Origin of the sequence: Citrobacter sp. MNAZ 1397, from assembly GCF_023613995.1 — a bacterium.
Classification (GTDB): Bacteria; Pseudomonadota; Gammaproteobacteria; order Enterobacterales; family Enterobacteriaceae; genus Phytobacter; species Phytobacter ursingii.
In genome coordinates, this window is sequence record NZ_JAKIVH010000006.1 from 33,985 (window position 1) to 55,389 (window position 21,405).

Below are 21,405 nucleotides of genomic sequence, written 5' to 3' on the forward strand. Positions count from 1 at the left end.
GGAATTGTATTTTAGTGTAAATGTACAAACCTTTGAGTTTTTGCCAGCATTCCGGTTAAGTGGCAAAAAAGCAAAGATACATCAGCTCAATGTCACCAACTGAAACAATAGACCCAACAAATAGAAACGATGTGCCAAATCAAGAGAACTAACGTTGCGAAAATTACAGTCTGGGATGAGGGGAAGGAAGATGATCGCAGGAAGGACGCGGAATTCAGGGACAAAAAAAGCGCCTTGCGGCGCTTTTTTCATCAGGCAACTTATTTGCTGCCCGGGATGCTGAAGCGTTTGTTGAAACGCTCAACACGACCACCGGTATCAACTACACGTTGTTTACCAGTGAAGAACGGGTGGCAGTTGCCGCACACGTCCAGGTTCAGGTCGTGACCCACGGTAGAGTGGGTTTTGATGACATTACCGCAAGAACAGGTTGCAGTAATAGCTACATAATTCGGGTGAATACCTTTTTTCATGGGAAACCTCAGTTTAAGGCCGCGTCGCTCTTCCAGCCCTAACGCCAGACACCACGCGAGTTAATGTATTAGTGGATCTCTGGCACGTGAATACGTACCAAAGGCGGCGAATCATACAGAAATTAACCAACGTATGCAAACTGATCCGCGCCCCACCTTTAACAATGTGTATACTATCCCGCCAGTTTTCAAGTCAGGATCCTGAGATGCCCGTCGCCCATGTAGCGCTACCCGTACCGTTGCCCCGCACCTTTGACTACCTGCTTCCTGATAGCATGGTGGCCAGCGCGGGCTGCCGGGTGCGCGTACCCTTTGGCACCCAGCAACGGGTGGGGATTGTGGTTTCCGTCGGTGAGACCAGCGAATTGCCGCTCGATGAGCTGAAAAGCGTGATCGAGGTGCTGGACAGCGACCCCGTCTTTTCCGTCCCGGTTTGGCGACTTCTGCTCTGGGCGGCAGACTATTATCACCACGCCATTGGCGATGTGCTTTTCAACGCCATTCCTGTACCCCTACGCCAGGGTAAACCGGCCAGTGCAGCAGTGCAGTGGTTCTGGTTTGCGACCGAGCAGGGGCAGGCGGTCGATCTCAATAGCCTTAAACGTTCGCCAAAACAGCAACAGGCGCTGGCGGCCCTGCGCCAGAGACGCATCTGGCGTCATCAGGTTGCGGAGCTTGAGTTCAACGACGCCGCGCTCCAGTCATTACGCACGAAGGGGCTGGCAGAACTCAACAGTGAGGAGCCTGCGCATCATGACTGGCGGCATGGCTTTTCCGTCTGCGGCGAGCGTCTGCGGCTTAATACCGAACAAGCTACGGCAGTGGGAGCGATCCACAGCGCGGCGGATCAATTCTCAGCCTGGCTGCTGGCAGGTGTAACCGGTTCAGGCAAAACAGAAGTCTATCTCAGCGTACTGGAGAATGTGCTGGCACAGGGGAAACAGGCGCTGGTGATGGTACCGGAAATCGGCCTGACGCCGCAGACCATCGCCCGTTTTCGTGAACGCTTTTCTGCCCCGGTCGAGGTACTGCATTCCGGATTGAATGACAGTGAACGCCTGTCCGCCTGGCTAAAAGCCAAAAACGGCGAAGCGGCGATTGTCATTGGCACGCGCTCGTCGCTGTTTACCCCTTTTAAAAATTTGGGCGTGATCGTGATCGATGAAGAACACGACAGCTCTTATAAACAGCAGGAAGGGTGGCGCTACCATGCACGCGACCTGGCCGTTTACCGTGCCCACAGCGAGCAAATTCCGATCATACTCGGCTCGGCGACGCCCGCACTGGAGACGCTCCACAATGTGCGCGCGCGTAAATACAGGATGCTGCGCCTGACGCGTCGCGCCGGCAACGCCCGCCCCGCCATACAACATGTGCTGGATCTAAAAGGTCAGGCGCTACAGGCAGGGCTCTCTCCTGCCCTTGCGAATCGCATGCGCCAGCACTTGCAGGCGGGTAATCAGGTCATCTTGTTCCTGAACCGTCGAGGCTTCGCGCCAGCGCTGCTGTGTCACGACTGCGGCTGGATTGCCGAATGTCCGCGCTGCGATCATTACTACACGTTACACCAGGCTCAACAACATTTACGTTGCCACCATTGCGACAGCCAGCGCCAGGTACCACGGCAATGTCCTTCCTGCGGCTCAACCCATCTGATGCCGGTTGGGCTGGGCACAGAACAACTGGAGCAGGCGCTCGCCCCGCTTTTTCCAGGGGTTCCGCTGTCGCGTATCGACCGGGACACCACCAGTCGTAAAGGCGCGCTCGAACAGCATCTGGCGGAAGTGCATCGTGGCGGTGCGCGTATTCTTATCGGCACACAGATGCTGGCGAAAGGGCACCATTTTCCGGACGTCACGCTGGTTGCCCTGTTGGATGTCGATGGCGCGCTCTTCTCCGCCGATTTCCGCGCTGCAGAACGCTTTGCGCAGCTTTATACCCAGGTCTCAGGGCGGGCCGGGCGCGCAGGGAAACAAGGGGAAGTCGTACTGCAAACCCACCATCCGGAACACCCTTTGTTGCAGACGCTTCTGCATAAAGGCTACGACACCTTCGCTGAGCAGGCGCTGGCGGAGCGTCAGACGCTCCAGCTTCCTCCGTGGACCAGCCATGTGCTCATCCGTGCGGAAGATCATAACAACCAGCAGGCGCCGTTGTTCCTGCAACAATTGAAAAATCTGCTGCAATCCAGCCCGCTGGCGGACCAGCGTCTTTGGGTGCTTGGTCCGGTTCCGGCACTGGCACCCAAGCGTGCCGGGCGCTGGCGCTGGCAGCTCCTGCTGCAACACCCTTCGCGAGTACGCCTGCAACAGATTGTCAGCGGCACGCTTACGCTTATCAACACCTTACCTGAGGCACGCAAAGTGAAGTGGGTGCTGGATGTGGACCCTATCGAGGGCTAAGGTTGCGAGGCACCTCGAAAAATTCAACTTTCATCACATTTTTAATGAAAATTCTGTAACCGATTAGATTAACTATCTGATAAAAATGTGTCTGCGCCTGCGCCGCGCATGCGAGGAGAAGAAGGTGAAGACCAGGAATCAGGTTGCAGCCGCGACCATGAAAGATGTTGCCGTTAAAGCGAAGGTGTCCACGGCAACGGTGTCCCGTGCGTTAATGAACCCGGATAAAGTGTCGCAGGCTACCCGCAATCGGGTTGAGCAGGCGGCAATGGAAGTGGGTTATTTGCCGCAATCGATGGGACGTAATGTTAAACGTAATGAATCCCGGACGATCCTGGTGATCGTGCCGGATATTTGCGATCCGTTTTTTAGTGAAATTATCCGTGGTATCGAAGTCACTGCCGCAGAAAATGGTTATCTGGTTCTGATCGGCGATTGCGCGCATCAGAATCAGCAAGAAAAAACCTTTATAGATTTAATCATCACTAAGCAGATAGACGGGATGCTGCTGCTCGGTTCGCGCTTGCCTTTCGATGCCAGCATCGAAGAACAACGTAACCTGCCGCCAATGGTGATGGCGAATGAGTTTGCCCCGGAACTGGAACTGCCTACAGTACATATCGACAACCTGACCGCCGCCTTCAATGCCGTGAATTACCTGCGCGAGCAGGGGCATCAGTACATTGGATGCATCGCCGGACCGGAAGAGATGCCGTTGTGCCACTACCGCCTGCAGGGCTATGTACAGGCGCTGCGTCGCTCCGGTATTACCGTTGACCCGCATTATATTGCCCGTGGCGACTTTACCTTTGCCGCCGGTGGCGAGGCGCTGGAACGGTTACTCTCTCTGCCGAAGCCGCCTACTGCGGTATTTTGTCACAGCGACGTGATGGCGCTCGGCGCGTTGTCTTATGCGAAGCGCCGCGGCCTGAAAGTGCCGCATGATTTGTCCATTATTGGTTTCGATAACATTTCGCTGGCTGAATTCTGCGATCCCCCTCTTACTACCGTCGCCCAGCCGCGTTTCGATATCGGTCGTGAAGCAATGCTGTTACTACTCGAACAGTTACAAGGTCATACGGTAAGCAGCGGCTCCCGATTACTGGATTGCGAATTGGTCATTCGTGGGTCAACTAAGGCGTTGACTTAACGTAAATGCGTTATCGGAATCCCTCTTCTGGTCAAAAGCCCGTCGCTTAAGTAACATGACGGGCTGACAAACGAAATAAATACAGCGAAACGATAGTGGCACAACGAGATTATGTACGCCGCAGCCAGTCGGCTCCTTCGCGGCAAAAAAAGAGTAGCTCAAGGAAGAAGCAACGTAGCGTATCCGCTGTCTCGCCCGCAATGGTCGCGATTGCCGCCGCAGTACTGGTAGCTTTTATCGGTGGCCTGTACTTTATTACCCACCACAAGAAAGAAGAATCTGAAACGCTGCAAAGCCAGAAGGTTGCAGGCAATGGTCTGCCGCCAAAACCGGAAGAGCGCTGGCGTTATATCAAAGAGCTGGAAAGCCGCCAGCCAGGCGTACGTGCGCCTACCGAACCCTCTGCGGGTGGTGAAGTGGAAAAACCGGAGCAACTGACGAACGAGCAACGTCAGTTACTGGCGCAAATGCAGGCAGATATGCGCCAGCAGCCTACGCAATTGAACGAAGTACCGTGGAACGAGCAGACGCAGGAGCAGCGTCAGCAAACGCTGCAACGCCAGCGTCAGGCGCAACAACAGGTACAGCAGCAGATGCAACAACAGCAGTGGAGTAACGTTCAGGTTGAACAACCGACGCGTACGCCACCGCGGGTAGCGGAGCAGCCACGTACGGCACAAACCACGCCTGTACAGGCACCGAAGCAGACGCCGCAGCAAAAACCGTCCGCCGCCAGCCAACAGCCGTACCAGGACTTGCTGCAAACACCAGCACACACCACGGCAACCGCGCCGAAAACGCAGCAGGCAGCGCCGGTGACGCATGAAGAAGCACCGAAGCAAACGGCCGAGAAAAAAGACGAACGTCGCTGGATGGTACAGTGTGGTTCGTTCAAAGGCGCCGATCAGGCAGAGACCGTTCGTGCCCAGCTCGCCTTTGAAGGGTTTGACTCTCGCATCACCAGCAATAACGGCTGGAATCGCGTGGTTATCGGCCCGGTTAAAGGCAAAGATAACGCGGACGGCACTATTAGCCGTCTGAAAATGGCCGGTCACACAAACTGCATCCGTCTCGCCGCCGGGGGTTGAAACCCCCAAAATCCCCCCCATCTATACTTGCATTCTGCCCCGTATCACTACGGGGCGTGTATTCTGCATTCGTAACCAGGGGGTCTGCTCGTGACAACAATAGTAAGCGTACGCCGTAACGGCCATGTCGTTATCGCTGGTGATGGCCAGGCGACACTGGGCAACACCGTTATGAAAGGCAACGTGAAGAAAGTTCGCCGTCTGTACAACGACAAAGTCATCGCTGGCTTTGCCGGGGGCACGGCTGATGCCTTCACGTTGTTTGAACTCTTTGAACGTAAGCTGGAGATGCATCAGGGTCACCTGGTAAAAGCGGCGGTGGAACTGGCCAAAGACTGGCGTACCGATCGCATGCTGCGCAAGCTGGAAGCGTTGCTGGCTGTAGCCGATGAAACGGCCTCACTGATCATCACCGGTAACGGTGACGTTGTGCAGCCGGAAAATGACCTGATTGCCATTGGCTCTGGTGGCCCGTATGCCCAGGCGGCTGCCCGTGCGCTGCTGGAAAACACCGACCTCAGCGCGCGCGACATCGCCGAGAAAGCGCTGAATATCGCCGGTGACATCTGCATCTACACTAACCACTTCCACACCATCGAAGAATTGACCACCAAGGCGTAAGGATCCCTCATGTCTGAAATGACCCCACGCGAAATTGTCAGCGAACTGGACAAACACATTATCGGTCAGGATGCGGCGAAGCGTTCCGTGGCGATTGCCCTGCGTAACCGCTGGCGCCGTATGCAGCTTGATGAAGAGCTGCGCCATGAAGTGACCCCGAAAAACATTCTGATGATCGGGCCGACCGGTGTGGGTAAAACCGAAATTGCCCGCCGTCTGGCGAAACTGGCGAATGCGCCCTTTATAAAAGTTGAAGCAACCAAATTCACCGAAGTGGGTTATGTCGGTAAAGAAGTGGATTCCATTATCCGCGATCTTACCGATGCCGCCGTGAAAATGGTCCGCATGCAGTCCATCGAAAAAAATCGCTATCGCGCCGAAGAGATGGCGGAAGAGCGTATTCTGGACGTGCTCATCCCCCCGGCAAAAAATAACTGGGGCCAGCCGGAAACGGTCGCTGAGCCGTCTGCTGCACGTCAGTCCTTCCGCAAAAAACTGCGTGAAGGCCAGCTCGATGATAAAGAAATTGAAATAAACCTGGCCGCGTCACCGATGGGCGTTGAGATCATGGCACCTCCAGGAATGGAAGAGATGACCAGCCAGCTTCAGTCCATGTTTCAGAATCTGGGCGGGCAAAAACAGAAACCGCGTAAGCTGAAAATCAAAGATGCGATGAAGCTGCTGATCGAAGAAGAAGCGGCGAAGCTGGTGAACCCGGAAGAGCTGAAACAAGATGCAATCGACGCAGTTGAACAGCACGGTATCGTCTTCATTGATGAAATCGACAAAATCTGTAAGCGCGGCGGTAATACTTCCGGTCCGGATGTTTCCCGTGAAGGTGTTCAGCGCGACCTGCTGCCGCTGGTAGAAGGCTGTACTGTCTCCACCAAACACGGCATGGTCAAAACCGATCACATCCTGTTTATCGCCTCCGGTGCATTCCAGGTGGCCAGCCCGTCAGATCTGATCCCGGAACTGCAGGGTCGTCTGCCGATTCGCGTCGAACTCAAGGCCCTGACCACGGAAGACTTTGAACGCATTCTGACCGAACCAAACGCATCGGTTACCGTGCAGTACAAAGCGCTGATGGCAACAGAAGGCGTCAATATCGATTTCACCGACGACGGGATTAAACGCATCGCACAGGCGGCCTGGCAGGTGAACGAGACCACCGAAAACATCGGTGCGCGCCGTCTGCACACCGTTCTGGAGCGCCTCATGGAAGACATTTCCTATGACGCAAGCGACCTGAATGGCGAAACTATCATCATCGACGCCGACTATGTGAGTAAGCACCTTGATGCTTTAGTGGCAGATGAAGATCTGAGCCGTTTTATCTTATAATCCCCGCCACAACGTTTTCATCATTTCCGATGGGGGCTTATGCCCCCATTTTTTATTACTGGCTGGTGACTATGACTGACGCACAACCTTTAAGCCGCACTCAGGCATGGCTGGAAAGCCTGCGCCCAAAAACACTGCCGCTGGCGTTTGCCGCTATCGTGGTAGGGACGACGCTGGCCTGGTGGCAGGGTTTCTTCGATCCGCTGGTTGCCGTACTGGCATTAAGCACCGCCGGATTGCTGCAAATCCTTTCCAACCTCGCCAATGACTATGGCGATGCGGTTAAGGGCAGCGACAAGCCTGACCGAATTGGGCCATTGCGCGGCATGCAAAAAGGGGCAATTTCGCTTGAGCAGATGAAGCGTGCGCTCATCATCGTCATTGTCCTGAGCTGCATCTCCGGCCTGCTGTTGCTGCTGGCGGCCTCGCAAACCCTGACAGATTTCATCGGCTTTGTGGTGCTTGGCGCGCTGTCGATCATCGCCGCTATTACCTATACCGTCGGTAAACGCCCTTACGGTTACATCGGCCTTGGCGATGTTTCGGTACTGATTTTCTTTGGCTGGCTGAGCGTAATGGGAAGCTGGTATCTGCAAACCCATATGCTGATCCCCGCGATTATCTTGCCAGCTACGGCGTGCGGCCTGCTGGCAACTGCAGTGCTGAATATCAACAACCTGCGTGATATCGACAGCGATCGCGCCAATGGCAAAATCACGCTCGTGGTGCGCTTAGGGCCGGTGAACGCACGCCGCTACCATGCGGGTTTGCTGGCCGGAGCCCTTCTCTGCCTGGCGCTGTTTAACGTGCTGTCGCTGCATAGCGCCTGGGGTTGGCTGTTCGTCTTTTCCGCGCCGTTGCTGTTCAAACAGGCACGTTTTGTGATGCGCGAGCGGGATCCGAAAGCCATGCCGCCGATGCTCGAACGTACCGTAAAAGGGGCTTTGCTGACTAACCTATTGTTTGTGGTTGGAATTATGCTGAGTCAGACGCAGTTTTAACTGACAAAAGTCAATTAACAATTGATGATTTTGCCAACAATGCGTGATGCGCGATATACTGACTACTCTCGCAGCAACTGAACGTTAAGCCTATGAAATACGATACGTCTGAGCTCTGTGACATCTACCAGGAAGATGTCAACGTCGTGGAACCACTGTTCTCCAATTTTGGCGGACGGTCGTCGTTTGGCGGTCAAATCATCACGGTGAAATGTTTCGAGGACAACGGGTTGCTGTACGATCTGCTCGAAGAAAATGGCCGTGGTCGTGTACTGCTGGTCGATGGCGGTGGTTCTGTGCGTCGTGCGTTAATCGATGCGGACCTGGCGCGCATCGCTCTGCAAAACGAGTGGGAAGGCATTGTGGTCTATGGCGCAGTGCGTCAGGTAGATGACCTGGAAGAGCTGGACATTGGCATTCAGGCCATTGCCGCGATTCCGGTCGGCGCCGCAGGGGAAGGTATCGGCGAAAGCGACATTCGCGTCAATTTCGGCGGCGTGACCTTCTTTTCCGGCGACCATCTCTATGCCGATAACACCGGTATCATCCTTTCCGAAGATCCACTGGATATCGAGTGATCAAAAAAGGCACCGAAAGGTGCCTTTTTTATGCGTTGTAGCAAGGCGGCAACTGAGCGAATCCCCAGCAACATAAACAGTGATGTGACTGGGATCAGTAAGCGCCGCCAACGCCGCTAACACGAAAGAAGAAGCGTAATCAGACTTCTTCCATACGGCCCAGCAGTGCCTGCAGACGCTCCTGCCAGCCATGCTGCTGTTCTTTCAACTGGTTGTTTTCACGAGCCAGTTCTTCGCGATCATGCTGTGCGGACTGGACTTCCTGGGACAGACTGTTGTTCTTCTCTTTCAGCTCTTCGATTTCCATCTGCAGCAGCGTGATGGTATCAATCGCCTGCTGTACTTTCGCTTCCAGCTTCTCGAATACTTCTAATGACATCGTCATACCTCTCCTGAATTGCAAGGCGTTGATGGGTATATACCACTCGGGTAAAACCGCGTTCCGTGAACGGCGACGCCTTAATGTATTTAGCGCACGGTCTTAGTACCCGATTGTATGAAGCCCTTTAGCCCCTGTCCAGCGACAACCCGCGCAGATCGCGCTTTGCAACACTTTTCAGTCTAAACCTGGTGCAATTGCGGTCCGCTTCAATAAATTGTTAAATTGAGGGTTACAAAAATGATTCAGCTCACACTTCGCATCCTGTCGCATCCCTTCGCAAACGCGCCTCATCGCGCGAAAACGCTCATTTTATTGACGCAGTACACACATTTTGATTTCGATATTTCTCGTTTTTGCTCGTTAACGATAAATTAACAGTATGTCTACACGGCATCGTGGAGTCTTCTCCCTCCATGCAAACTATAACCATTAAACTCTTTGCAGGATCCGATTATGAGTCAAACCTCAACCTTAAAAGGTCAGTGCATCGCCGAATTTCTCGGTACCGGGTTGTTGATTTTCTTCGGTGTGGGCTGCGTTGCGGCACTTAAAGTAGCAGGTGCCAGCTTCGGACAGTGGGAAATCAGTATCATTTGGGGTCTGGGCGTGGCGATGGCCATCTACCTGACCGCAGGGGTTTCCGGCGCACATCTTAACCCGGCAGTGACCATTGCATTGTGGCTGTTTGCCTGCTTCGACGGGCGCAAAGTTGTTCCCTTTATTGCTTCTCAATTTGCTGGCGCATTCTGCGCGGCCGCACTTGTTTACGGGCTTTATTACAATCTTTTCTTCGATTTCGAACAAACTCACCATATGGTGCGTGGCAGCGTCGAAAGTCTCGATCTGGCAGGCATCTTTTCAACCTACCCTAACCCGCACATCAATTTCTTCCAGGCCTTTGCTGTTGAGATGGTGATTACCGCGGTTCTGATGGGCGTCATCATGGCGCTGGGTGATGACGGCAACGGGATCCCGCGTGGCCCGCTGGCACCACTGCTGATTGGTCTGCTGATTGCCGTTATTGGTGCTTCTATGGGCCCGCTGACCGGGTTTGCGATGAACCCTGCTCGTGATATCGGACCAAAAGCGTTCGCCTGGCTGGCTGGCTGGGGCAATGTCGCCTTCACCGGTGGGAAAGATATTCCCTATTTCCTCGTACCGCTGTTTGGGCCGATTGTCGGCGCATCACTGGGTGCCTTCGGTTATCGTAAACTGATTGGCCGTAATTTACCGTGTGACGTTTGTGCTGTGGAAGATGACAAAGACGCCACCACGACTTCACAACAAAAAGCTCCGCTGTAATGTGACTACGGGACATAAATCATGACTGAAAAGAAATATATCGTTGCGCTGGACCAGGGTACCACCAGCTCCCGCGCCGTCGTAATGGATCATGACGCCAACATCATCAGCGTTTCGCAGCGCGAATTCGAACAAATCTATCCTAAGCCAGGCTGGGTAGAGCATGACCCAATGGAAATCTGGGCAACGCAAAGCTCCACGCTGGTTGAAGTGCTGGCTAAAGCAGACATCAACTCCGATGAAATCGCCGCGATTGGTATCACCAACCAACGTGAAACGACTATAGTCTGGGAGCGCGAAACCGGTAAGCCTATCTATAACGCCATTGTCTGGCAGTGCCGCCGCACCTCAGAAATCTGCGAGCAGCTCAAACGCGATGGCATGGAAGAGTATGTGCGCAGCGCCACCGGCCTGGTGGTTGACCCGTACTTCTCCGGCACCAAAGTGAAGTGGATTCTCGATCATGTAGAAGGTTCTCGCGAACGCGCGAAACGTGGCGAACTGCTGTTCGGTACCGTCGACACCTGGCTTATCTGGAAAATGACCCAGGGCCGCGTACACGTTACTGACTACACCAACGCCTCCCGTACCATGCTGTTCAATATCCATGATCTGGACTGGGATGACAAAATGCTGGACGCGCTGGATATCCCGCGCGCCATGCTGCCGGAAGTGCGTAAATCTTCCGAAGTCTACGGCCAGACCAACATCGGTGGTAAAGGCGGTACCCGTATTCCTATCGCCGGGATCGCCGGTGACCAACAGGCAGCACTGTTCGGTCAGTTGTGCGTAAAAGAAGGGATGGCGAAGAACACCTACGGTACCGGCTGCTTTATGCTGATGAATACCGGCGAAAAAGCGGTGAAATCAGAAAACGGCCTGTTAACCACTATCGCTTGCGGACCGACGGGTGAAGTGAACTATGCGCTGGAAGGTGCCGTGTTCATGGCGGGTGCGTCAATCCAGTGGCTGCGCGATGAGATGAAACTCATCAGCGATGCCTTTGACTCGGAATATTTCGCCACCAAAGTGAAAGACACCAATGGCGTCTACGTGGTGCCTGCTTTCACCGGCCTGGGCGCACCGTACTGGGACCCGTATGCACGTGGCGCGATTTTTGGTCTGACCCGTGGCGTAAACTCAAACCACATCATTCGCGCAACGCTGGAATCTATCGCCTACCAGACACGTGACGTTCTGGAAGCCATGCAGGCTGACTCCGGCATTCGTCTGCACGCCCTGCGCGTGGATGGCGGCGCGGTGGCCAACAACTTCCTGATGCAGTTCCAGTCCGACATTCTGGGCACCCGCGTTGAGCGTCCGGAAGTGCGTGAAGTCACTGCACTGGGCGCAGCTTACCTGGCGGGCCTGGCGGTGGGCTTCTGGCAGAACCTGGACGAACTACAGGAGAAAGCGGTGATTGAGCGTGAATTCCGCCCGAGCATCGAAACCACCGAACGCAACGTTCGCTACGCGGGCTGGAAAAAAGCCGTGAAACGTGCGCTGGCGTGGGAAGAGCACGACGAGTAATCCCCTCCCCCTCACCTCTGTTTTCTCCCTCTCCCTGAGGGAGAGGGCCGGGGTGAGGGCCTCAGGCAACACCGCACCTGACCGCACCCATGCCCCCTCTCTGTGTTAAACTTCGCGCAATTTCTTTCACTTCACGAGTTTGCTATGAGACGAGAACTTGCCATTGAATTTTCCCGCGTGACCGAAGCAGCGGCGCTGGCTGGCTATAAGTGGCTGGGCCGCGGCGACAAAAATACCGCCGACGGCGCTGCCGTTCACGCCATGCGCATCATGCTTAATCAGGTCAATATTGACGGCACCATTGTGATTGGTGAAGGGGAAATCGACGAAGCCCCAATGCTCTATATCGGTGAAAAAGTCGGTACTGGTAGAGGCGATGCGGTGGATATCGCCGTTGATCCGATCGAAGGCACCCGCATGACCGCCATGGGTCAGGCTAATGCCCTGGCAGTACTGGCGGTGGGTGATCAAGGCTGCTTCCTCAATGCGCCGGATATGTATATGGAAAAACTGATTGTCGGCCCTGGCGCAAAAGGCACTATCGACCTCAACCTGCCGCTTGCCGATAACCTGCGTAATGTGGCTAATGCGCTCGGAAAACCGCTCAGTGAGCTGACGGTAACGATTCTGGCCAAACCTCGCCACGACGCCACCATCGCTGAAATGCAGAAGCTCGGCGTACGCGTTTTCGCTATTCCGGACGGCGACGTTGCCGCCTCCATTCTGACCTGCATGCCGGACAGTGAAGTCGATGTCCTTTATGGTATTGGCGGTGCGCCGGAAGGGGTCGTTTCAGCTGCCGTCATCCGCGCGCTGGATGGTGATATGAATGGCCGCTTGCTGGCACGTCATCACGTAAAAGGCGACAACGAAGAGAACCGTCGTATCGGGGAAATCGAGCTGGCTCGCTGCCAGGCGATGGGCATTGAGGCCGATAAAGTCCTGCGCCTGGATGATATGGCACGCAGCGACAACGTAATTTTCTCAGCAACCGGGATTACCAAAGGCGACTTGCTGGACGGTATTAGCCGCAAAGGCAATATTGCCACCACCGAAACCCTGCTGATTCGCGGAAAATCGCGTACCATCCGCCGCATTCAGTCTATCCACTATCTGGATCGCAAAGACCCGGACGTACAGACGCATATTCTGTAAGCCGCGCGCTCAAGGAAGAGCGGATTTAATGTGGTTGTATTAACCTGTAAATTATTTGTTCAATAGAGCCTTCTTTCCTGACCGGGCTGGAAATCCTCTCCATTCACGACGAAGATAAGGCAATGATTCTGAACAGGAGAAAATCATGGCCGACTGGGTTACAGGAAAAGTCGTAAACGTCGAGTTCTGGACCGACGCATTGTTCAGTTTGACCGTTCATGCCCCCGTTCATCCCTTTACTGCCGGACAATTTGCCAAGCTGGGCCTCGAAATCGACGGTGAGCGGGTACAGCGTGCCTACTCTTACGTCAATGCGCCAGGTAACCCCGATCTGGAGTTTTATCTGGTCACCGTCCCTGAGGGCAAACTCAGTCCGCGTCTGGCCGCGCTGAAGCCAGGCGATGAGGTGTTAATCGTCAGCGAGGCGGCAGGGTTCTTTGTTCTCGACGAAGTGCCGGACTGCGATACCCTGTGGATGCTGGCAACCGGGACCGCAATTGGGCCGTATTTGTCGATCCTACAGGAAGGTAAGGACCTGGAACGCTTTACTCATCTGGTACTGGTGCATGCGGTACGCTACGCCGCGGATTTAAGTTATCTGCCGCTGATGCTCGAACTGCAGAAGCGCTATGAGGGTAAATTGCGGATTCAAACGGTGGTTAGCCGGGAAACAGTGCCCGGGTCGCTCACAGGGCGTGTGCCTGCGCTGATTGAGAACGGTACACTGGAAGAGGCAGTGGGATTGCCCATCAACACCGAAACCAGCCACGTAATGCTCTGCGGCAACCCGCAGATGGTGCGTGACACACAGCAGTTACTGAAAGAGTCCCGGCAGATGGCGAAACATCTGCGCCGCCGTCCGGGCCACATCACCGCTGAACACTACTGGTAATCAGCGGAACTGTACTTCAAGCGTATCCTTGCCGAACTTGTTCTCGCCCTGGGTGCCGATAAATGCGCCCAGGTCGATGAGCATCGTTACCATTATCAGCACTGGCACGAAGCGGCCAACAACCCATTCCCACGTACCGCCCAGTATCTCCCAGTGCCCTGCCAGCAGCATCCAGGCAAGAATAAATAACAACGACCAACTGCCGGACTTATTACGGTCATGCAGTCGTTTCACAATCACACACGCGGTTGGCCAGAGCAGGCAAACCAGCATAAACGCGGCATTTTGGCTGGCCAGAAGTTCAAAACTGACCGCGTAAAATAACGCCGCCATCGCCAGCATCCAGATAACGGTCCAGATCCAAAAATCACGACGACCAATGCGGCCTTTAAATGAGAACAACCACTGCTGAATACCCATGTAAGGTTCCTTTAATTGTAGTGCTGCGTAGTTTACCCTGGTCACGTGAGTTTTTGACAAGCCAGACTGTTATCGTTTTAATCGTGAACAAAGAGAAGTGAGGACGATGTTAATGAAAACCTGGTGGCTCCTGTTTACGGCGCTCTTCATCAACCACTATGCCTTCGCAGAGGATACGCCACCTGCGGCTGCGGCCCCGTATCTGCTGCCAGGAGCCCCCACATTCGAACAATCCATCAGCCAGTTCAGAGAAAAGTTCAACGAAGATAACCCCGACCTGCAGCTCAACGAATTTCGCGCTGTAGATTCGCGTAGTGATACCGAACGTCTGACCCGCGCCGCGACCAAAATTAACGACAATCTGTACGCCTCCACGGCGCTGGAACGCGGCACGCTGAAAATTAAATCCATGCAGATGACCTGGCTACCGGTCAGAGGGCCAGAGCAAAAGGCGGCAAAAGCCAAAGCGCAGGAGTATATGGCGGCGCTGATTCGCGCGTTTTCGCCGACGCTGACCAAAGCGCAAAGTCTGCAAAAGCTGCAAAAATTACTGAACAACGGCAAAAACAAACTCTGGTATGCCGAAACGGAAGGTGCCATCCGTTATGTGGTCGCAGATGACGGTGAAAAGGGGCTCACCTTCGCTGTTGAACCGATTAAGCTGGCGCTATCTGAAAGCCTGGAAGGCGACAATAAATGACAAAAAGCAAAGCCTTTCCGACGACGAATCTCTATACTGTCTCACAGACCAAACTGCCCTGACGGGTAGACATTTTACTTAAATTCGCTCTTATAGCGTGGAGAATTCAAATGCGACATCCTTTAGTGATGGGTAACTGGAAACTGAACGGCAGCCGCCACATGGTAAACGAACTGGTAGCTAACCTGCGTAAAGAGCTGGCTGGCGTTACGGGTTGTGGCGTCGCCATCGCTCCGCCGGCTATGTACCTGGATCTGGCTAAACAAGCCGCTGCAGGCAGCCACATCATTCTGGGCGCTCAGAACGTCGACGTTAACCTGTCTGGCGCATTCACCGGCGAAACCTCCGCTGAAATGCTCAAAGATATTGGCGCGCAGTACATTATTATCGGCCACTCCGAGCGTCGTACTTACCACGCAGAATCTGACGAACTCATTGCTAAAAAATTCGCCGTTCTGAAAGAACAAGGTCTGATCCCGGTTCTGTGCATCGGTGAAACCGAAGCAGAAAACGAAGCGGGCAAAACCGAAGAAGTGTGTGCACGTCAGATCGACGCGGTTCTGAAAACTCAGGGCGCTGCGGCATTCGAAGGCGCGGTCATCGCTTACGAACCAGTATGGGCAATCGGTACCGGTAAATCTGCGACCCCGGCTCAGGCTCAGGCGGTTCACAAATTCATTCGTGACCATATCGCTAAAGCAGATGCGAAAGTGGCTGAGCAGGTAATTATTCAGTACGGCGGTTCCGTTAACGCGGCTAACGCTGCTGAGCTGTTCACCCAGCCGGACATCGACGGCGCGCTGGTTGGCGGCGCTTCCCTGAAAGCTGACGCTTTTGCGGTAATCGTTAAAGCAGCAGAAGCGGCAAAAGCGTAATTCGCTTGTCGCGGTGAATACTCCTCTCAGGTTACAGCGGGCGGTGTTCATGTTATCTCTCCCCTCAGGGGGAGAGATAACTTCTCAAGGTACTTAACGCCCCGGCTGTATCGGCGCAGGCGTCCAGATGGCAGGCAGACTACTGCCCTAACTGGGTCGTATAATTGCTCTCCACCCAACGATACCCATTCCCCTCACGCTTCACGTGGCCAAACCCCGGAAATGAAATATGTGCGGCAGCAACCCAATACCCCTGCTCCGCGGCCTGTTTGAGCACACGTTCCCGCGTTTTGATAGCCTGCTGGCGATTGACATCAAAATGTATTGCCACGTGCGGATCAGGCATTTGTACTGCTTTGGCGTGGATAATATCGCCCCATAAAACCAGCGTCTGACCTTCACTTTCCACACGATACAGCACGCTGCCCGGCGTATGGCCCGCCGTAGATTCTGCACGAATCCCCTCCACCGGCGTTGCTGGCGCCAGGAATGTCTTTAACCGCCCGGCATTGATAACCGGGCGAAGCGTTTTCTCGCTTTCAGCAAACGTGTGCGCCTCACCTGGCTCAACCTGAGTGACGTTCGACGGATTAAGCCAGAAGTCGACGTCGCGTTTGTCGACATACACGTTAGCCTCAGGAAAGGCGAGCTTGCCGGCGTGTGATACCCCACCAGAGTGATCGGCATGAATATGGGTCAGTAATACGTCGTCAATGGATTCAGCCGGATAGCCTGCTGCGGCAAGATTCTCCAGCAGATGCCCACCCCGGCTACCGAATAGTTCACCGGCACCGGTATCCACTAAAACGCGTTTTTTGCCATCATCGATGACATAGGCGTTAATCGAGGTCTCCGCTTGCGGCGTCATTGCTTCGCTTGCCATCGCCTGACGTAATTTTTCTGCGGAGATGTTAGTCAGCAGTGTATTAAGGGGCACCGTTACCGTGCCGTCGGATACCGCGGTGATGCGCAGCTTGCCCAGTTTCATGCGGTAGTAACCGGGAGCCTGTTCATCCAGCGCACTCGTCTGCCCGGCGGCCAGAAGCTGGCTGGAAAAGAGGAGTGTCGTCACCAGCGCCAGTATCATTTTCATAAAATTGCCTCATCCCAGTGTCATTTGAACGTGCTCAGCAGTATCCTCAGCAAGCCACTATCATTCAAATTGATTAATATAATGTTCACTATCAGAGAAAATGATTTTCATCGTATCGATCTCAATTTGCTGACGGTGCTGCTTGTCCTGCATCGCGAGGGCAGCGTGTCACGTACCGCTGAAAAACTGCATCTGGGGCAACCGGCGGTCAGTAATGCGCTGGCCAGGTTACGTGAGATGTTTGACGATCCTCTGTTTGTTCGTACCGCAGGAGGCATGGTACCGACGCCGCGTGCCGAAGCGCTTATTGACTCACTCGGCCCCCTGATGGAACAGATGCAGTACGTTCTTTTTCAACCACCGGCATTCACCCCGGCGAAGGCAACTCATGTGTTCCGTCTGGGTATGAGCGACTGGGTTGAGCGTTGGCTGATGCCGGAATTACAGGCATACGTGACACGCGAAGCGCCGGGAGTCACGCTGCAGGTAACAGCCAGCGATCCTTTCCGCGATGGTGAGCAAGTGCTCCAGCGGGAGATAGATCTGGCGATTTCGGTTGGCCAGAACACTGCCGCCACGTTGAGGCGTGAACATCTCCGTTCACTCAACTTTTGTACGTTCTGGCACCCCGAACAGCTTTCGCTGCAAGCGCCGCTGACGTTGAATGATTACATCGAGCATGATCACGTGCTGGTTTCATATCGAGGTTCGACCTGGAGCGCCGTCGATGAGCAGTTAGCATTGCAGGGGAAATCACGAAGGGTACGATACGTTACGCCACATTTTTCTTCTTTGCCGCCGCTGCTGAAACGCATGTCGGCTTTCGCGACCGTCCCCTCCGGGCTGGCTGCCGACTGGATATCTCATTACGGTTTACGCTGTAGCCCCGTTCCGGTTGAGACGCCGGAAATTGCGCTCTCGCTGCTGTGGCATAAATGTTGTGATAACGATATGCCACTGAACTGGTTAAGAACGGTATTACACAATGTCATAAATGCACTGCCGTCGTTCGCCCCATCGTTATAGCGACTTGACTGCCCCTCACAAAGGTCAGTGTGAGGGGGCAGATCGCACCATAACTACAATTTCCCCAGCACGCTAAACCACGCATAATCCAGCGGCAGCAGCACCAGATACGTTGCCACCGCCAGTGCAATACATAACAACATCCCTGCCCGTGCAGGGACTTTGCCTAACGCCATGGCCACCACGATCGGTGACGCCTGATACGGCAGTAGCGGTGTGGAATAGCCCAGTACCTGAATCATAATCACTGACAGCAACGGGAAGCCCGTTGCGTCGGAAAAACTCTGCGCCAGCGTGGTAAAAAGTGCGGGCACTCCGTTAGCGGTCATGATGAAGTTGAGCGCAGTCGTAGTGCCGGTGAGCGCCAGGAAGCTGGTAAAAGGCTGCGCCGGATCCAACGGCATGATATGCAGCAGCGCGTTCCCTACTGCCGCCCCAATTCCCGTCTGCGTGACCGTAATGGCCAGCCCAAGGATGCCGGCAACATAAATACAGGTACGGATATTTACCCCGGTGGAAAACTCGTCGCCGTTGATAAACCCTACGCGTGGCAACAGGGTAATACAGGCCGCCGCCAGCCCCGTCCAGGCCGGGCCAATGCCGTGCCAGCTCTCCGTGACCCACATTGTTAAGACCACCGCCAGCAGCCAGGCGAGGCGCTTCTCCTCCCGACTCATGGGGTCAGGTGGCGTGAGATCCTTTGGTGCGTGCGGCTGTCCCGGGAAAAGCCAGCAGATAAGACCAATCAGGATGAGGCCTTTCAGAATACCCAGCACCGGCGTATGCAGCAGCAAATACGGCAGGTAGTTGAGATGAATACCGTAGGATCCTTCCGCCGCCCCACTCATCACCAGATTGGGCACATTGGCGGGTAAAATCGTCGCTGACAACTGGAAGGTGCCAAACCCCACCGCCAGCGCAAGGCCATACCAGGAGCGTGTCCCTTCATTGATGCCCGCACGCGCCGCCATCGCCGCTACAATGGGCATCAGCAGAGCAATACGTCCCATATTCGACGGCATAACAAATGCCAGCGCATAACTCAGCAGCACAACGCTTGCGACCATTTGCAACCACGAGTCGGTGAGTCTGGCCGACAGCGCTCGCGCGGCCCGGTCAGCCAGCCCCGTTTTACGAATGGCGACACCCAGGACAAAACCGCTGAATACCAGCCAGAAAGCGGAAGAGGCAAAACCGCCGAAAATGACATCCGGCGGCGCAATCTTCGCCACCATCGCGGCAGCAAAAAACAGTAGCGCCGTGATGAATTCCGGTAGCAATGATGTGGCCCACAGCACGATAGTAAGGCCGATGATGACGGAAGGCAGAAACAGAGGGTGAGTAAACCAGAGCGACATACCTGTCTCCTGTAGAATTTTTCGGCAAGTCTACGGCGACAGCCTTGCCTGGTAAACGCCAAATCTGGTGGGGCTATTTTAGAATATTACACTGATGATCCTGAATTTCCTCGGCGGAACCACGGTTAAAGGCGAGCAGATTACGCTCGGTTGCCAGCAGCACAAACGAACCGTCAGCCTGGTGTACCATCGCCATGCCGTAGCGCCCCATATGTTCACGCGCTTCCGGCACCTCTTCGGCCAGCATTAAAAACGGGCTTCGCTGTACCAGTTCGGCTTCGGTCACGCGGCGCGCCAGATAAGGATGCCCAAGAAGGCCACCCGGAAAGGCCAGCCACTGACTGCTGATACGCGAGGCTTGCTGATCAAGCTTCACGCGCACATCTTCGCGCAGACAAGAAATATGGATATGGAAATGGTTCTGCGTACGTCCGACCCGTGAGTTAATCGTAAGCGACAGGGCGTTATCCGGCAGCGGTGTCCCGCGCGTTTTACTCAACATGCCGCGCGATTGCCAGGCCTGCCAGAAGAAGTTGGGGGTATGCGATTTCAACAACAGCGGGCTTTCAATACCGTTGATACGGTACGTTGGCATCAGCAAATACTGTAATGGCCCGTTACGGTCTTTAAGCAACACGTAGCCACTATCGGGATTGACCAGCGCACAGGGAGCGGGTAGAGAGTTATTCCGCTGATTCGGCACACATTGCTCAAGTACAATATGACGCAGTACATCCCGTTTACTGCTGTTCCACCAGTATTCACCACCCACCACAGCGGCGGCCGCCGCAATCAACAACACTATGCCAAACAGGCGCACTGTTTTCATCACTCTCTCCTTACAGGGAGGAACAGGAAGCATAGCGCAGAGATCGGTCGGGATAAAACGAAAACGGCCCTGTGAAGGGCCGCTGGAGGATGATGATTAGCGTTTACTGATTTCGTCGAACTTGCCGCCGTTGGAGAAGTGCTCTTTCTGCGCTTTCGTCCAGCCGCCAAAGACATCGTCAATGGTGAACAGTTTCAGTTTCGGGAATTCATTTGCGTATTTTGCCGCGACGTCTTTGTCACGCGGGCGATAGAAGTTTTTCGCCGCAATCTCCTGCCCTTCCGGGGAGTAGAGATATTTCAGATAAGCTTCTGCCACTTTCTGCGTGCCTTTCTTCTCGACAACTTTATCGACAACAGACACGGTAGGTTCCGCAAGGATGGATTCACTTGGCGTCACGATTTCGAACTTATCTTTGCCCAGTTCGTTCGTCGCCAGCAGCGCTTCATTTTCCCAGGCAATCAGCACATCGCCGATACCACGCTCTACGAACGTATTGGTCGCGCCGCGCGCACCGGAGTCCAGCACTTCTACGTTTTTATACAGCGCTTTCACGAAATCCTGAGCTTTTGCCTGATCGCCGCCGTTCTGATGCAGGGCATAACCCCACGCCGCCAGGTAGTTCCAGCGAGCACCGCCAGAGCTTTTCGGGTTCGGCGTGATCACCGACACGCCCGGTTTGATTAAATCATTCCAGTCATGAATCTGTTTTGGGTTGCCTTTACGCACCAGGAAAACGATGGTGGAAGTATAAGGTGCGGAGTTATCCGGCAGACGTTTGATCCAGTTTTTATCGATGCTGCCACGCTCGGCAATCGCATCAACATCATATGCCAGTGCCAGCGTTACGACATCGGCATCGAGGCCGTTGATAACCGATGTCGCCTGTTTACCTGAGCCGCCGTGTGACTGGCGAATCGTAACGTTATCGCCCGTTTCCTGTTTCCAGTGGGCGCTGAACGCTTTGTTGTACTGCTCGTACAATTCACGCGTTGGATCGTACGAAACGTTTAATAACTGAATGTCCTTTGCCAGAACGCTGCCGGATGCCAGCAGCAAAGTTAACCCTACGCCCCACTTATTCATCGCCCACTCTCTCAGGTTATGTATTTTGATGTGCTCAGCCTGCCAGAAAGCAGACCAATGATTAAAGAATAAAAAAAGATTGGCTATAACTTTAGGAAAT

21 protein-coding genes are annotated in these 21,405 nt (G+C 54.4%); 14 read left to right on the forward strand and 7 right to left on the reverse strand.

Annotation, left to right across the window (positions count from 1 at the left end):
- Positions 1-260 precede the first annotated feature (260 nt).
- Positions 261-473, reverse strand: a complete 213-nt coding sequence (gene rpmE / locus L2097_RS22490; protein WP_039055221.1) for a 50S ribosomal protein L31 — start codon at positions 471-473, stop codon at positions 261-263.
- Positions 474-679: 206 nt separating this feature from the next.
- Between rpmE and priA the strand changes: the two genes are divergently transcribed.
- The 7 genes from priA to rraA all read left to right on the forward strand — a co-directional run bounded on the left by priA (position 680) and on the right by rraA (position 8,657).
- Positions 680-2,875, forward strand: coding sequence for a primosomal protein N' (priA, locus tag L2097_RS22495; RefSeq protein WP_250353716.1), 2,196 nt, complete (start codon positions 680-682; stop codon positions 2,873-2,875).
- A 124-nt stretch (positions 2,876-2,999) separates the two neighbouring features.
- Positions 3,000-4,025: a DNA-binding transcriptional regulator CytR gene (cytR, locus tag L2097_RS22500; protein ID WP_047372355.1), complete on the forward strand. Its 1,026-nt coding sequence runs from the start codon at positions 3,000-3,002 to the stop codon at positions 4,023-4,025.
- Between the two features lie 95 nt (positions 4,026-4,120).
- Positions 4,121-5,113: a cell division protein FtsN gene (gene ftsN, locus L2097_RS22505; protein ID WP_250353717.1), complete on the forward strand. Its 993-nt coding sequence runs from the start codon at positions 4,121-4,123 to the stop codon at positions 5,111-5,113.
- A gap of 90 nt (positions 5,114-5,203) precedes the next feature.
- Complete coding sequence (hslV, locus tag L2097_RS22510) at positions 5,204-5,734, forward strand: ATP-dependent protease subunit HslV (protein ID WP_039077299.1); 531 nt, start codon at positions 5,204-5,206, stop codon at positions 5,732-5,734.
- 9 nt (positions 5,735-5,743) lie between these two features.
- Positions 5,744-7,078, forward strand: coding sequence for an ATP-dependent protease ATPase subunit HslU (gene hslU / locus L2097_RS22515; RefSeq protein ID WP_047372357.1), 1,335 nt, complete (start codon positions 5,744-5,746; stop codon positions 7,076-7,078).
- Between the two features lie 71 nt (positions 7,079-7,149).
- On the forward strand, positions 7,150-8,079 hold the full coding sequence (gene menA, locus L2097_RS22520; protein WP_250353718.1) for a 1,4-dihydroxy-2-naphthoate polyprenyltransferase: 930 nt from the start codon (positions 7,150-7,152) through the stop codon (positions 8,077-8,079).
- Between the two features lie 92 nt (positions 8,080-8,171).
- Positions 8,172-8,657, forward strand: a complete 486-nt coding sequence (gene rraA / locus L2097_RS22525; protein WP_039077301.1) for a ribonuclease E activity regulator RraA — start codon at positions 8,172-8,174, stop codon at positions 8,655-8,657.
- Positions 8,658-8,796: 139 nt separating this feature from the next.
- Here the strand turns inward: rraA and zapB are convergent, their stop codons facing one another.
- Positions 8,797-9,042: a septal ring assembly protein ZapB gene (zapB, locus tag L2097_RS22530; protein ID WP_103245119.1), complete on the reverse strand. Its 246-nt coding sequence runs from the start codon at positions 9,040-9,042 to the stop codon at positions 8,797-8,799.
- A gap of 450 nt (positions 9,043-9,492) precedes the next feature.
- On the opposite strand from zapB, the gene L2097_RS22535 reads away from it, so the two are divergent.
- From L2097_RS22535 to fpr, 4 genes are all read left to right on the forward strand, one after another.
- Positions 9,493-10,341, forward strand: a complete 849-nt coding sequence (locus L2097_RS22535) for an MIP/aquaporin family protein (RefSeq protein WP_039077302.1) — start codon at positions 9,493-9,495, stop codon at positions 10,339-10,341.
- A gap of 21 nt (positions 10,342-10,362) precedes the next feature.
- Entirely contained in the window at positions 10,363-11,871 is a 1,509-nt protein-coding gene (gene glpK, locus L2097_RS22540; protein WP_047372358.1) for a glycerol kinase GlpK, read from the forward strand.
- A 144-nt stretch (positions 11,872-12,015) separates the two neighbouring features.
- Positions 12,016-13,026, forward strand: a complete 1,011-nt coding sequence (glpX, locus tag L2097_RS22545; RefSeq protein ID WP_047372359.1) for a class II fructose-bisphosphatase — start codon at positions 12,016-12,018, stop codon at positions 13,024-13,026.
- Positions 13,027-13,171: 145 nt separating this feature from the next.
- A complete protein-coding gene (gene fpr, locus L2097_RS22550) occupies positions 13,172-13,918 on the forward strand; it encodes a ferredoxin--NADP(+) reductase (RefSeq protein WP_250353719.1) in 747 nt (248 codons plus the stop codon).
- Here fpr and L2097_RS22555 read toward each other — a convergent pair whose 3' ends face one another.
- Positions 13,919-14,338 carry a DUF805 domain-containing protein gene (locus tag L2097_RS22555; RefSeq protein ID WP_250353720.1) on the reverse strand — a complete coding sequence of 140 codons (420 nt, stop codon included), beginning with the start codon at positions 14,336-14,338 and terminating at the stop codon, positions 13,919-13,921.
- Positions 14,339-14,450: 112 nt separating this feature from the next.
- Between L2097_RS22555 and L2097_RS22560 the strand changes: the two genes are divergently transcribed.
- Both L2097_RS22560 and tpiA read left to right on the forward strand, forming a co-directional pair.
- Positions 14,451-15,038, forward strand: a complete 588-nt coding sequence (locus tag L2097_RS22560; protein ID WP_047372362.1) for a DUF1454 family protein — start codon at positions 14,451-14,453, stop codon at positions 15,036-15,038.
- 110 nt (positions 15,039-15,148) lie between these two features.
- Positions 15,149-15,913 carry a triose-phosphate isomerase gene (gene tpiA / locus L2097_RS22565; RefSeq protein ID WP_039077308.1) on the forward strand — a complete coding sequence of 255 codons (765 nt, stop codon included), beginning with the start codon at positions 15,149-15,151 and terminating at the stop codon, positions 15,911-15,913.
- 139 nt (positions 15,914-16,052) lie between these two features.
- On the opposite strand, the gene L2097_RS22570 is transcribed toward tpiA, so the two are convergent.
- Positions 16,053-17,006, reverse strand: a complete 954-nt coding sequence (locus L2097_RS22570; protein ID WP_047372363.1) for an MBL fold metallo-hydrolase — start codon at positions 17,004-17,006, stop codon at positions 16,053-16,055.
- Between the two features lie 81 nt (positions 17,007-17,087).
- On the opposite strand from L2097_RS22570, the gene L2097_RS22575 reads away from it, so the two are divergent.
- Positions 17,088-18,032, forward strand: a complete 945-nt coding sequence (locus L2097_RS22575) for a LysR family transcriptional regulator (RefSeq protein ID WP_047372364.1) — start codon at positions 17,088-17,090, stop codon at positions 18,030-18,032.
- Between the two features lie 53 nt (positions 18,033-18,085).
- On the opposite strand, the gene L2097_RS22580 is transcribed toward L2097_RS22575, so the two are convergent.
- The 3 genes from L2097_RS22580 to L2097_RS22590 form a co-directional block, all read right to left on the reverse strand.
- Positions 18,086-19,390 (reverse strand): SLC13 family permease, encoded by a 1,305-nt coding sequence (locus L2097_RS22580; protein ID WP_047372365.1) that lies wholly within the window; start codon positions 19,388-19,390, stop codon positions 18,086-18,088.
- A gap of 73 nt (positions 19,391-19,463) precedes the next feature.
- Complete coding sequence (locus L2097_RS22585; protein ID WP_047372366.1) at positions 19,464-20,219, reverse strand: CDP-diacylglycerol diphosphatase; 756 nt, start codon at positions 20,217-20,219, stop codon at positions 19,464-19,466.
- A gap of 96 nt (positions 20,220-20,315) precedes the next feature.
- A complete protein-coding gene (locus L2097_RS22590; RefSeq protein ID WP_047372367.1) occupies positions 20,316-21,305 on the reverse strand; it encodes a sulfate ABC transporter substrate-binding protein in 990 nt (329 codons plus the stop codon).
- Between the last annotated feature and the right edge of the window lie 100 nt (positions 21,306-21,405).